The organism is Mesorhizobium sp. Ca11, assembly GCF_020165275.1.
Taxonomy (GTDB): Bacteria; Pseudomonadota; Alphaproteobacteria; order Rhizobiales; family Rhizobiaceae; genus Mesorhizobium.
In genome coordinates this window covers 492,843-505,197 of sequence record NZ_JAIUHU010000002.1, presented here as the reverse complement: position 1 = coordinate 505,197, position 12,355 = coordinate 492,843, and the positions used below count along the sequence as shown (strand labels likewise).

The window sequence follows — 12,355 nt, the reverse complement described above, 5'->3', positions numbered from 1 at the left end:
CCGGCTTGCCACGGCACCCCGCGCCGCGATATCCCGGGCAACCTCCTCTGTTTGCGGCTCTCATGCTCAAGAACGCCATCCTGACGCTGCTTTCGCTTGCCATAGCCATCGGGCTTGGCGGCTACAGCGTCTGGTATGCGCTCAACGCGCAGGACGGCGTGGGCGCGATCCGCATCGGCCAATGGACCGCTTTCCCGGAAGTCGGGACACTGGCCGCCGACCCTTATTCCAAGGCGCGCGTTGCACGCGAGGGCGTGCTGGCGCTCGGCCAGGCCGAGGGACTTGCCTTCGTCGCTGAGCGCGACGATGCCGGCGAGCCGCTGAAACGCGAATGCACCTATACGATCGAAGGCGGTTACCCGACCGCCCGCTTCTGGACGCTCTATGCCGCCGACCAGTCGCTTGGCGTGATCGACACAGGCAAGCCGAGGCAGTCGGCGCTGCAATCCTACGAAGTGCTGCGCCAGCCCGACAATTCCGTCGTCATCTCCGTCGGCAGCCGGCCGGCGCCCGGAAACTGGCTGCTGACCGGCGGCTCCGGCAAGATGTATTTCGTGCTGACCTTCTACGACACGCCGATCGCCTCGAGCACCGGCCTCTCGGACGTGACACTGCCGCGCATCCTGAAGGCGGGCTGCGATGCGTAGACTGCTGCATGCCCTGATCCTCGGCCTGCTCGGCGCCGGCATCGTGCACATCGTTGTGCTGTTCCTGGTGCCGGAATTTTCCGAACGCGATGCCTGGTCGCGCCTGGCGATGGCATCCGATTTCTACAAGATGACGCGGCTAGACGCCGAGGCCGGCGGCGCGCCGGTGGTGAAATCGGTGGATCCATTGTTTTATGCGGCCGCCTGCCGTTTCAACCTTGCCGACGGGCTGGTCAGGATCAGGGCGCCGGGCGACGTGCCGTTCTGGTCGGCCTCGGTCTACGACCGCAACGGCCACAACATCTATTCCTTCAACGACCACAACGCCAATGGCGAGAAGCTCGACGCGGTGGTGTTGACGCCGGCGCAGATGATCGACGTGCGGCGCGACCTTCCGGAGGATCTGCAGGGCGCGATCTTCGTCGAGGCGCCGATCGAGGAAGGCATTTTCGTCGTCCGCGCCTTCGTGCCGGACGGGAGCTGGAAGCCGATCGTGTCACGCTTCCTCGAGCAGGGTGCCTGCGAATTGCAGGACTACTGAGAAAGGCGCCCGATCAGTGATGCGGCTTGGCAGGAGGCGGAGAGCCCGGCCTGTCGGAGCTGCTGTCGCCGGGCCGTGCCTCACCGGCCTGCGGATGCAACTCGTAACGGACGCCGGGGAAAATGATAACCGCCGCCGCCGTCGTGGTGTCGTGACTTGCTCGATTTACTGGTGCCGCTCGCGGCACAAAAGACAGGACCATGCCCATGGTTCGCGCATTCCTCTCGGTTTGACCGGAGCACAACGCAACGCCTCCAAAGTTGATTAAGGGGCGTAGAGGGTTAACGGAGCGCTAACGGATCGCGGCTAATTTGACGTTTGTTTTCCCGAAAGTGCGAAACCGGCCCGGCCGGATTGCGCGGTTCGGGATTGTGTCGAGTATCGGGCGTATCCTCCGTGTCATCTTCCGATTTCAGGCAAATCGCTATCCGGACCGAAGCGGGAAAGGCCGAAAGGCTGTTCCGCGCCGCTGTGTCGGCCTTCTGCTCGCTGACGCGTCCCTCGCGCCGCGAGATCGCCCAGCTCGAAGACCTGACGCTGCCGCTGTTCGACGAAGTCTCGGTCGAGTCGCGCCGCTACGTCGCTGCTGCCCTTTCCGAATGCGATTACGCACCGACGGCATTGGTGCGGCGGCTGGCTGAACAGCCGGTCGAGATCGCAGCCCCCTTGCTCACCCGCTCCAACGCGCTGAGCGACATCGACCTCATCGCGCTGATCGGCCGGCACGGCCTGCCACATGCGCGCGCCATTGCGCGCCGCAAGGAGCTCAACCCGACGATCGCCGACCTGATCCGCGTGCTGGAAAGGCCGACGCTGGTCAAGGCACGGCCGCCCGAGACGGTCACCAGGCTTGCGCCGAAACCCGAGCCCGTGGCCAAGGCGGATACCGACCGTCCCGCGCCAGGCGAAGCCGCGGAGCACGCGCGGCGCCGCCTGCGGGCGATGATGCGCCCGACCGGCGACGCTGCCGACGTCAACACCTTCCTTGGCCAGCCGACCTATGTGAAGTTGCGCGAGACGGCGCTGACGGGGAACCTGGCATTCTTCCAGACCGCGCTGGCCGATGCGCTGGAGATCGACTTCGCGACGGCCCGCTCGGTGACCGGGCAATCGGGCTATGTCGCGCTGCTTGCGGCGCTGCGTGCCCTCGACCTCAGCGAAGACAGGGCCTTCCTGATCGCAGTCGCGGTCTATCCCGGCGAGTTCCCGCATCCGCAGGCGATCCGCCTGTTCCTCGACAGCTATCGGCTGCTGCACCGCGAGACGGCGCTGGACAAGGTACGTGCCTGGAAGGCCGAGACGCTTTCGCGGGCGATCCGCGGCAGTGCTTCCGATGCGGTTGACATCGAGAGCCGCGCAGCCTCGAACAGCGACGCGGCGAGTGCCAGCGTCAAGGCATCCTGATCGGTTTAAAGCGCCTCGCGCTGAAGAAACCCGGTGGCGACGCGCTTCAAGCGTTTGTTTTTTATTTTAAAATCAACGAGCCGATGTTCGTCGCGAGACCGGGCATTTCCGCGACACGACAAAGTGACAACGCCTCTTGACTTAGAGTGCGTTCTAACTCGTAGCTTTCTGGGCGTCGTGACGAAAGAATGGCATTGATGAAGATTGGCGAGCTGGCGAAGCGTTCGGGACTGTCTGCCTACACAATCCGTTACTATGAGCGGATCGGGCTGCTTCCCCATGCCGAGAGGGACCAATCGGGCCAACGTGACTACGACGCATCAATCCTGACCTGGATAGAATTTCTCGACCGGCTCAAAACTACCGGGATGCCTATTCGGGAAATGCTGCGTTACGCGGCCTTGCGGGAGCGCGGCGCCGACACGGAAGCGGAGCGCGGCGCGCTGCTCAAGCAGCACCGTGAGCGTGTCCGTGCGCATGTGGCCAAACTGCAAGCCTGCCTTCTCGTCCTCGACACCAAGATCGCCGGATATGCCGGCGTGAAACAGAGGATGAAGGACTATGACGCATCAATCCATGAACATCGGCGAAAGCCGGCTGGAACGCGGCAAGCGGGCGCTCGCTGAAATCGACGGCGAAGCCGGCCACAAAGTCATTGCCGCTCTTGCTGACATTGCCCCCGACTTCGCGAACTACGTGTTCGAGTTCTCGTTTGGCGACATCTACAGCCGCCCCGGTCTCGATCTGCGCGCCCGTGAGATCGCGACCATCGCGGCGCTGACAGCGATGGGAACCGCTACCCCCCAACTGAAAGTCCATATCGAGGCGGGGCTCAATGTCGGGCTGACCAAGGACGAAATCGTCGAAACCATCATCCAAATGACGGTCTATGCCAGCTTTCCCGCGGCGCTCAACGGGTTGTTTGCGGCCAAAGAAGTCTTCGCCGCACGGTTTCCCGCCCAGAACGGGGAAGCGGCGTGATGAACCTTCTGCGCTTCCTTAGCCCGCGGCCGGCGCTCTTGCTCTCATGGTGATTCCCGTAGACGGTAAAACGCCCTAGTCGGCCTTCACCGAAAGAAGCTCCTCGACGGGAACGGTCCCGCCCTCGATCTCGACCACCCAAATGTCGGGATCGAATTTCTTCTCCCGCTCCAGCCGCGCATCGAAGGCCGAGCTGTCGTCACTCGTCCCGAGCACAGCGAAAAAGCGCTCATCGGGCTTGGCCGAATCGTAGCTGGTCTGCGGCGCCGGCCCGTAGAAGGTCACCTCCCCCAGACGCCCGCGCGACAAGACGAAGACGGCGCCAGCCTCGGTCGCGCCGCGCTTGACGACGGCGGCGAAGCCGCCGGCGCCGAACACGCGGCGCACAAGGGCCGATACCCAGAGATCGGTGGTCACGCGCACGGGAAGGTCCTGGATGACATTCAAGTGGTTTAGCGAGATTCACCCAAGCCTGCGAGTGCTTGGATGTCGGAGCCTTACCTAACAAATCTTGTTAGGCTTTGTGAGGCGCGCTATAAAGGAGCAATGAAAAGTCAAGCAATGCGCACCCTCACCATATCGCTCACGCCGAAGCAGGCCGCCCGTCTGCAGGACGCGGTCGAGAGCGGCGACTACGCCTCGAACAGCGAAATCGTCAGGGAGGCCCTCAGGTTGTGGGAGCGCCGCGAGGAGCTTCGCGTGCTCGAACTCGCTCAGCTCAAGCAGGCTTATGACGAAGGGATGGCTAGCGGCGAAGGCAAGGACATCGATCGCAGCGCCTTTCTTCGCGCCCTGAAGGCCGAGCGCTCGGAACGTGGCTAGCTATCGACTTACACCTCGCGCAGAACAAGACCTGAAGAATATCTGGCGCCATATTGCGACTGACAACGAACAGGCAGCGGACAGACTTCTAGGACGCATCTTCGATAAGCTGGAGCTCGCCTGCAATCATCCCAATATGGGGGTCGCCCGGCCAGAGTTGAGCACCACCGCGCGTATCCTCGTAGAGGGCCGATATGTCGTTATCTACGAGCCCATGGACTACGGCATCCTGGCAGTAGCTGTTGTTCACGGGATGCGGGACCCCGAGCATTGGCTCGAATAACAATTTTGCGATGCTGCCGCTCAGTTCGTCAGGCCGATCTCGCGCATTTTGACATAGACGGCCTCGTCCGGCTCGCCGGTCTCGGGCAGTCCGAACAAGGCCTGGAATTCCTTGATCGCGGCCTTTGTGCGGGCGCCGACCTTGCCGTCGAGCTGCATGTCGCCATTGCCGAACGCCTTGAGGCCGGCCTGGATCTTGACGATGCGGGCGTCGGGCGGCTGCGTGGCCCCATCGGCCGGAGCGGAGACCTGGATCACCTGCGGTTTGGCAGACGCGGCGACTGCGCCATCGGCCGGCCGCGGCATCGGGTGGGGAATGGCCGCCGTCGTCTGGCGGGCGCCAAGCTGATCCAGCAGCGCCGTGTCGATCTCGCCCGACCCCGGCAGCCCGACTTTCAGCTGATAGGTCTGGATGGCCTTGCGCGTGGCCGGTCCGGTGAGGCCGTCGACCGTGCCGTCGTAGAAGTTGAGGTCCTTCAGAATGCCCTGCACCTGCTGGACGACCGGATCCGGCTTGGCCGCGGGCTGCGCCGGCGCCTGGCGCACGATGTTGATGGTGGTCTCCGGCTCGTCGGAGACCGTATGCGGGAAGTTCTCGATGCTTCGGGTGGCGAAGAACGCGCCGGTATGCGGAAAGGGCTGATACCAGAGCGCGTTGGCCGAGACGTAGAACAGCGTCACCAGGAAAGCGGTCGAGCCGCCGACCAGAACCGGATTGCTGGCGATCAGTTGACCGACGGCAACCGCGCCCTCGGCAAGAACGCCGCGCTCGGGTTCGACCATCTTAGGCCGTTTTGCGGAGCGAGCCATTCCTCTCCCCATTTGCGTCCCCCTTCGGCTTGGCCGCCGGCATGGCCAGCACGCCGGATGGCGCACCGGATCGCCGCTTCGGCCCGTTCACCGGCAGGCCGATCGTCACCGTGGTGCCCTCACCCGGCGCGCTCTCGATCGACATCGTACCCTCGTGCAGCGCCACAAGGCCCTTGACCAGCGACAGGCCGAGTCCGGTTCCCTCGAAACGACGCGTGTAGTCGTTCTGGATCTGCATGAACGGCTTGCCGAGATTGGCCATGTCCTCCTCGGCGATGCCGATACCGGTATCGCTCACCCAGAAATGCAGGTGCGAGCCGACACGCTTGGCGCCGATCACCACGCTGCCGCCATCGGGCGTGAACTTCACCGCGTTCGAGGCGAGATTAATCAGAATCTGCTGGACCGCCCGGCGGTCGGCATTGATCTCGCCCGCATCCGGGGCAATCTGCGTGGCAAGAACTATGCTCTTGGCGTCGGCCAGCGGTCGCATCATCGAGCGGCACATGTCGACGGCCTCGACAAAGCGGAACGGCTCCAGCTCGGTCGCATAGGCGCCCGCCTCGATGCGCGAAACATCGAGGATCGAGGTGACGACGGACAGCAGATGCTGGCCGGACTCCCTGACCAGGCCGACATATTCCTTCTGACGCGGATCCTTGAAGGGCCCGAACATCTCATGCAGGAGCATGTCGGAAAAGCCGAGGATCGCATTGAGCGGCGTGCGCAGCTCGTGGCTGACCACGGTCAGGAAGCGGCCCTTGGCCACTTCGGCAGCCGCAGCGGCTTCCCTCGCCTGCGCAAGCTCCTCGCGAAGTGCTGCGACATCGTCATTTTCGCGCAGAACCAGGGTGAAGACGTCGCGGTCGACCGCGCCGCGCAGCAGCTCGAGGCTGAACGGGCGGAAATTGTCGACCGCGCCAGAACCCTCGCGCGGCAAGCGGATGCGCAGATCAAGCCGACGCTTCGGCGCGCCCTCGCGCATGTCGGCCAGAGCGGTGAGATAAGCGACGCGGTCGGAAAGATGGATGCGGTCGAACAGGCCGGTGCCGAGCAGAAGCTCGGGCGCCAATTTCAGGATCGAACGTGCTTTGGCGGACGCGTCGGCCACTTCGCCCTGGCGCCCGAGGCGGAGCACGACGGCGTCCATGACGTCCTCGAGACGATCGCCGGCAGGCTCCGCCGACCCTAAGCCGGCCGGGCTGGCTAAGGCGGCGGCCCGCGGCAACAGCGTCAGCGCCCAGGCGAGCGGCAGCAGCCAATGCCAGGTGGCGATCTCGCCGAACGGCAGCAACTGCCCGGCAAAGGGCTGCAGCACGATAGCGGCAAGCGCCGCCAGCGCGCCCGTCAGCGCGGCGCGCCGCGACCCTGAGACCCACCAGCTTTCAACCGGCAATGCGACAGCAAGGAGTGCCGCCGGCGAGGCCAATCCGCCCGCCGCAGCGATAGCGCCGGCTAGGGCAAGCCCACCCAACGCGACCGCCATGCGGCCGGCAAGCGCCATATGGCCGGTGGCCGCCACCAGAAGCGCCGCGAACCAGCACAGGCCGAAAGCGGCAAAGATCGCGGCTATCGTGACGGCAGCGCCGAGACTTGAAGTGACCAGCGTGACCGCGGCGCCCGCGGCAAGGAACGGCGCGGCGAGCATGACACCGATGAAGCGGCGCTGGCGCAGGCGTTCCGCCTCACCCGTCACGGTCGGGTGAACCATGCGTTCGCAGCCGGCGGAAACCGCGCCAGGCAATTGAACGTATCTGGCTGAAATAGAACTCAACGCACGCGTACCCGGTCGTGAAAAACGCCTGCCTGGCAGGTGACTCATCAATTGGCTTGAAACTCGCATCCAGCGTTTAAGGAATGGATAAGGCTGGCGAAGCCGGCGACCGCGCCAAGGCAAATATTGTGATGCCAGCCCGGCAAAGCATGCCGAGTTGGCGCCATGGTAAACGGCGGGTTAGCCGCAAGGCCTGTGCCAAAACGGGTCGAAACTTGAACCGGCTAAGTTCCGCCTGGAATAAAGTCGTTTGATAACAACGCGATATATGGTTATCATAAAGTTAACGGTATCGATGAGATTCGACACAAGCCCATGTCAAAACCGATCCTTTCGAATTTGCCTAAAATTTGAGGAAAATTCGCGGCTTCGATGCAAGCCGTCCTTTGCGTGACCGTGCCACTATCGTGCCCATAAAAGAGGTCATGCCGATGGATGCGTGATCCGTCACGGATGGATGCATCATTCCATCCCCGATGAGAGGCAAGTAAGATGGGCTTTCTGATCAGGATGGCTTTCTGGTTTTCGCTGGTGCTGCTGGCGCTGCCGCTCGACGTCGGCCCGGGCGAGAACGGCCAGCAGAGCGTCGGACCGATCCAGGCGCTGTTTGCGGCGCGCGAGGCGGTCGGCGACATTGCAGGGCTCTGCGAGCGCAAGCCCGATGTCTGCGAGACCGGCAAATCGGCCATGTACACCATCACCGTTCGCGCCAAGGAAACGGCCAAGATCGCCGCGGCCATGATCGACGACCAGCAGTCCGGGCCGGCAGGCGCGCCCGAAACGAAGGTCGCGGATGGCTCCGTCACGACCACCGGCAGCGTCGCCGAGGACATCGTGTTGCCGACCAAGGTCAACATTCCGGAGATGTTGACGACCAAGAACTGAATTCTTTCCGGCCGTTCGCTCGGCACTTTAGTTTTGGCGCAATTCCTGGCGCAAACCGCTACGTGCTTTTCCTGGGATTGCTCTAACGCCGCGGGCCCCGTCCGATCTCTCGACGCCCGCGGCGTCTTTCTTTTTCCGTGACGCGGCCGTATCGCGCCACTATATGCGGGCAATGGCCACCTCGATTCAGACCATCCGCGACGACTTTTCCCTGCTCGACGAGTGGGAGGACCGTTATCGCTATGTAATCGAGCTCGGCGAGAGCCTGCCGCCTTTCCCTGAGGAGGAGCGCACGGCTGCGAACAAGGTGCCTGGCTGTGTGAGCCAGGTGTGGCTCACCACCAAGCAGGGAGCGGGCGCCGATCCGGTGATCGGCTTCCAGGGCGATTCGGACGCCCATATCGTGCGCGGCCTCGTCGCCATCATGCTGGCGCTGTTTTCGGGCCGGCGGGCAAGCGAAATCCAGAACACGGACGCCGAAGCGACCCTGAAGGAGCTCGGCCTTGACGAACATCTGTCGCCGCAGCGCGCCAACGGCCTCCGTTCGATGGTCAAGCGCATCAAGCGCGATGCGGAAGCGGCGCTGAAGCAGACGGCCTGATCCGGCCGATATCGCTCCTGTCAAGAAAGCAAAACGGCGCCGCAAGGGCGCCGTCGAACTGCTTGACGAGCTGAGACCGATCAACGGCCCTTGCGCTTGCGGCCCAGACCCATCTTCTTGGCGAGCTGCGAGCGGGCAGCAGCATAATTGGGGGCGACCATCGGATAGTTGGCGTCCAGGCCCCACTTCTCACGATACTCTTCCGGCGTGAGATTGTAGTGGGTCATCAGATGCCGCTTCAGCGACTTGAACTTCTTGCCGTCCTCGAGACAGACGATGTAGTCGTCATGGACCGAGCGCTTCGGATTGACGGCCGGCTTCTGCTTCTCAGCCGACGGCTGCTCCGACGAGCCACCGACGCGGCCCAACGCGGCATGGACGTCGGCGATAAGGTTCGGCAGTTCCCCAACCGGCACCGGATTGTTGCTGACATAGGCGGCGACGACATCGGCGGTCAGCTCGATCAGCGCGTCACCGTTTTTCGAAGGTGTTTCGACGATTTCCATAGTGCTAAGGCCCCAACGAGAGTTGTTTCTAAAACTGCGCCCTTTTTTATGGATCGGGCATCGCGCGGATTTCGTTCAGGAAAGGCTCTGAGATTCGCGTCGGTTATCTTAATGACGCCGCATTGAAAGTAAGTCAATTCGCATATTGACTTATATTGGTCGATATTCATCAACTATTGCCGATTCAGCTTCAAAAATTCGTGCGCCGTGTAACTTCGCGAGATTTTTCTGGTCAGACCAGCATGGCATGACGTTGCGTCATCCGCATGTTAGACATCCGATCGCCACTCGACACCACGTTCAATGCTTGGCTAATGCTTGGGTGCCCTTTCGCCTGCACAACGAATCCTGCGGCACAGCGAAGCGCAAGGATACCGCCTTGGCGGCTGGACCGACAAGGCGACGCGACGGGATCCATCAGTAAGGCGCGATGTATTTGCCGTAGACCCAGCCGGTGACGAAATGACCATTCTGCGCCGGATCGTGCCAGATCTCGCACCAGCGATAGCGGATCGCCTGGCGCTGCTTCCATTGTGGCTGCCGGCCGATATCGAGCAGGTTTACGCCACCGGTGCAGTGGCCGGTCATCTGCAGCACCGTACCGTTCGGATAGGCGGCCTGTTTCTGCGATGCATTGGACGGATATTTTCGCGCATTGAGCGTATCGCCGAACGGCACCCCCGCCACTTGCCAGGCGGCAAAGACGGTTGCATGAGACTGGGTGGAAAAAGCCAGAACGGATACTGCGACCGCAACTGCCACCGCGATAAGAACACAGGATTTCATCTTTCCCCCTTCAACTTGGCTTCTGAAGACCAACTTGGACCGCGCCCCTTGAACCGCCGCTGAGCGGCGTGTTCATTCGGCATTCAAGCAAATTCCGCAGCGAGACGTAATGACCAGAGCTTCCGCCTTGACTTCCGCCTTCCCGGCCGCCAGCCCGCCGACCCCTGAGAAACACCCGGTTTCCGACGCGCATCATGGTATCACCCGCAGCGACGACTATGCCTGGATGCGGGCCGACAACTGGCAGGCCGTGTTCCGCGACCCTTCCCTGCTCGACGGCCGCATCCGCGCCCATCTCAATGCCGAGAACGCCTATCAGGCCGCGCTCATGGCCGGCACCGCGGACCTGCGCGCCAGGCTGTTTGCCGAGATGAAGGGGCGCATCAAGGAGGATGACTCGACGGTGCCCATGAAGGACGGCCGCTATGCCTACGGATCGTCGTTCCGGCAGGGCGGCGAGCAGCCGCGCTATTTCCGCACGCCGCGCGACGGCGGCACTGAGGAGATCCTGCTCGACGGCGACGCGGAAGCCGAGGGCAAGCCCTATTTCCGGCTTGGCGGCGTCGACCATTCGGCCGACCACAGGAAGCTGCTGTGGGGCTTCGACGACAAGGGTTCGGAGTTCTTCACGCTGCGCGTGCGCGATCTTGCGAGCGGCAAAGAACTTGCCGACCAGATCCCGGATACGGGCGGCGGCGGGGTCTGGGACGCCGGCGACGGCGGCTTCTTCTATACCCGTCTCGACGACAACCATCGTCCGTCGAAAGTGTTCTTCCACGCGCTGGGCGACAGGTCCGAAAACGACCGGTTGATCTATGAGGAGACCGATCCGGGCTTCTTCATGGACGTGGGCGGCACGCGCGCCAACGACTGGATCATGATCGGCATCAACGATCATGAAACGTCGGAATACCGCCTGCTGCCCGCCGATGATCCAACCGCAGAGCCGAAGCTTGTGGCGGTGCGCGAGACCGGCCTGCAATACGATCTGGAAGAAGGCGGCGACGTCTTCTTCGTCCTCACCAATGCCGACGGCGCCAAGGACTTCAAGATCATGACCGCGCCGGTCGACAATCCCGGGCGCGCCAACTGGCAGGAACTGGTGCCGCACGAGCCCGGCCGGCTGATCCTGTCGGTGCTCGGCTTCAAGCATCACATGGTCCGGCTCGAGCGCAAGGAAGGCCTACCGCGCATCGTCGTGCGCGAGCGCGCCAGCGGCGAGGAGCATTTCATCTCTTTCGACGAGGAAGCTTTTTCGCTCGGTCTCTCCGGCTCCTACGAATACGACACCGAAGTGATGCGCTTCACCTATTCGTCGATGACGACGCCGGCGCAGCTGTTCGACTACAACATGCGCAGCCGCGAACGCGTGCTTTTGAAGACGCAGGAAGTGCCCTCCGGCCACGATCCTGCGCACTATGTCACGCGCCGGCTGATGGCGCCGGCAGACGACGGCGAGTTGGTGCCGATCTCGCTGCTATATCATCGCGACACGCCCCTCGACGGTTCGGCACCCTGCCTACTTTACGGCTACGGCTCCTATGGCATCACCGTTCCTTCCGCTTTCAACACCAATTGCCTGTCGCTGGTCGACCGCGGCTTTGTCTATGCCATCGCGCATGTGCGCGGCGGCAAGGACAAGGGGTACGGTTGGTACGAGGACGGCAAGCGGGCAAGGAAGATGAACACCTTCACCGATTTCATCGCCTGCGCCCGCCATCTCGTTGCCGAGCGCTACACTGAGCACGACCGCATTGTGGCGCAAGGGGGCTCCGCCGGCGGCATGCTGATGGGGGCGATCGCCAACCTGGCCCCGGAAAGCTTCGGCGGCATCGTCGCCGAGGTGCCGTTCGTCGATGTGCTGACCACCATGCTCGACGCCAGCCTGCCGCTGACGCCGCCGGAATGGCCGGAATGGGGCAATCCGATCGCGTCCGCCGCCGACTACCAGACGATCGCGGCCTATTCGCCCTATGACAATGTGGCGGCGCTCGACTACCCGCCGATCCTGGCGCTGGCGGGCCTGACCGATCCGCGCGTCACCTATTGGGAGCCGGCGAAATGGGTGGCGCGGCTGCGCGAACGCAAGGCAGGCGGCAACCCGGTCCTGTTCAAGATCAACATGGAGTCCGGCCATGCCGGCGCCTCGGGTCGCTTCTCGCGGCTGGAGGAGATCGCCTATATTTACACCTTTGCCTTGAAAGTGACAGGCAAGGCCTGATTTTCTACTCGCAATCGCACGGCTCGCGCGCTAGGCAATGCGCCGTCGTTTTCGGTCGTGGCCATTTCGGGGCCGCGTCCAGATATATTCGCAAG

General features: G+C 63.1%; 15 protein-coding genes. 10 read left to right on the top strand and 5 right to left on the bottom strand.

Annotated features, from left to right (window positions below):
- Positions 1–62: 62 nt before the first annotated feature.
- The 5 genes from LB538_RS06105 to LB538_RS06085 all read left to right on the top strand — a co-directional run bounded on the left by LB538_RS06105 (position 63) and on the right by LB538_RS06085 (position 3,573).
- A complete protein-coding gene (locus LB538_RS06105; protein ID WP_224529879.1) occupies positions 63–647 on the top strand; it encodes a DUF1214 domain-containing protein in 585 nt (194 codons plus the stop codon).
- Positions 640–1,188: a DUF1254 domain-containing protein gene (locus tag LB538_RS06100; RefSeq protein WP_095766880.1), complete on the top strand. Its 549-nt coding sequence runs from the start codon at positions 640–642 to the stop codon at positions 1,186–1,188. Before LB538_RS06105 ends, LB538_RS06100 begins: the two co-directional genes overlap by 8 nt.
- A 396-nt stretch (positions 1,189–1,584) precedes the next feature.
- The gene (locus LB538_RS06095) at positions 1,585–2,592 is read left to right on the top strand and encodes a DUF2336 domain-containing protein (RefSeq protein WP_224529881.1); all 1,008 of its coding nucleotides are present in this window, start codon (positions 1,585–1,587) and stop codon (positions 2,590–2,592) included.
- 197 nt (positions 2,593–2,789) lie between these two features.
- Positions 2,790–3,218 carry a MerR family transcriptional regulator gene (locus LB538_RS06090; RefSeq protein ID WP_224530034.1) on the top strand — a complete coding sequence of 143 codons (429 nt, stop codon included), beginning with the start codon at positions 2,790–2,792 and terminating at the stop codon, positions 3,216–3,218.
- The gene (locus tag LB538_RS06085; protein ID WP_224529883.1) at positions 3,154–3,573 is read left to right on the top strand and encodes a carboxymuconolactone decarboxylase family protein; all 420 of its coding nucleotides are present in this window, start codon (positions 3,154–3,156) and stop codon (positions 3,571–3,573) included. Before LB538_RS06090 ends, LB538_RS06085 begins: the two co-directional genes overlap by 65 nt.
- A gap of 75 nt (positions 3,574–3,648) precedes the next feature.
- On the opposite strand, the gene LB538_RS06080 is transcribed toward LB538_RS06085, so the two are convergent.
- Positions 3,649–3,996 carry a DUF1491 family protein gene (locus LB538_RS06080; RefSeq protein WP_224529885.1) on the bottom strand — a complete coding sequence of 116 codons (348 nt, stop codon included), beginning with the start codon at positions 3,994–3,996 and terminating at the stop codon, positions 3,649–3,651.
- Positions 3,997–4,134: 138 nt separating this feature from the next.
- Between LB538_RS06080 and LB538_RS06075 the strand changes: the two genes are divergently transcribed.
- Positions 4,135–4,395: a type II toxin-antitoxin system ParD family antitoxin gene (locus LB538_RS06075; RefSeq protein ID WP_181174899.1), complete on the top strand. Its 261-nt coding sequence runs from the start codon at positions 4,135–4,137 to the stop codon at positions 4,393–4,395.
- Positions 4,388–4,678 carry a type II toxin-antitoxin system RelE/ParE family toxin gene (locus LB538_RS06070; RefSeq protein WP_095766875.1) on the top strand — a complete coding sequence of 97 codons (291 nt, stop codon included), beginning with the start codon at positions 4,388–4,390 and terminating at the stop codon, positions 4,676–4,678. Before LB538_RS06075 ends, LB538_RS06070 begins: the two co-directional genes overlap by 8 nt.
- 20 nt (positions 4,679–4,698) lie before the next feature.
- Here the strand turns inward: LB538_RS06070 and LB538_RS06065 are convergent, their stop codons facing one another.
- Positions 4,699–5,487, bottom strand: coding sequence for a peptidoglycan-binding protein (locus LB538_RS06065; RefSeq protein WP_224529887.1), 789 nt, complete (start codon positions 5,485–5,487; stop codon positions 4,699–4,701).
- Positions 5,462–7,198, bottom strand: a complete 1,737-nt coding sequence (locus LB538_RS06060) for a PAS domain-containing sensor histidine kinase (RefSeq protein ID WP_224529888.1) — start codon at positions 7,196–7,198, stop codon at positions 5,462–5,464. The genes LB538_RS06065 and LB538_RS06060 overlap by 26 nt, the downstream gene beginning before the upstream one ends.
- 555 nt (positions 7,199–7,753) lie before the next feature.
- Here LB538_RS06060 and LB538_RS06055 point away from each other — a divergent pair.
- A complete protein-coding gene (locus LB538_RS06055; protein ID WP_224529889.1) occupies positions 7,754–8,146 on the top strand; it encodes a DUF5330 domain-containing protein in 393 nt (130 codons plus the stop codon).
- A 172-nt stretch (positions 8,147–8,318) separates the two neighbouring features.
- On the top strand, positions 8,319–8,747 hold the full coding sequence (locus LB538_RS06050) for a SufE family protein (RefSeq protein WP_095767172.1): 429 nt from the start codon (positions 8,319–8,321) through the stop codon (positions 8,745–8,747).
- Positions 8,748–8,827: 80 nt separating this feature from the next.
- Here the strand turns inward: LB538_RS06050 and LB538_RS06045 are convergent, their stop codons facing one another.
- Both LB538_RS06045 and LB538_RS06040 read right to left on the bottom strand, forming a co-directional pair.
- Positions 8,828–9,253, bottom strand: a complete 426-nt coding sequence (locus tag LB538_RS06045) for a MucR family transcriptional regulator (protein WP_040991330.1) — start codon at positions 9,251–9,253, stop codon at positions 8,828–8,830.
- Between the two features lie 417 nt (positions 9,254–9,670).
- Positions 9,671–10,039 (bottom strand): SH3 domain-containing protein, encoded by a 369-nt coding sequence (locus LB538_RS06040; RefSeq protein WP_140845753.1) that lies wholly within the window; start codon positions 10,037–10,039, stop codon positions 9,671–9,673.
- 109 nt (positions 10,040–10,148) lie between these two features.
- Here LB538_RS06040 and LB538_RS06035 point away from each other — a divergent pair, with 109 nt between their 5' ends.
- Complete coding sequence (locus tag LB538_RS06035) at positions 10,149–12,260, top strand: S9 family peptidase (RefSeq protein WP_224529890.1); 2,112 nt, start codon at positions 10,149–10,151, stop codon at positions 12,258–12,260.
- Positions 12,261–12,355 lie beyond the last annotated feature (95 nt).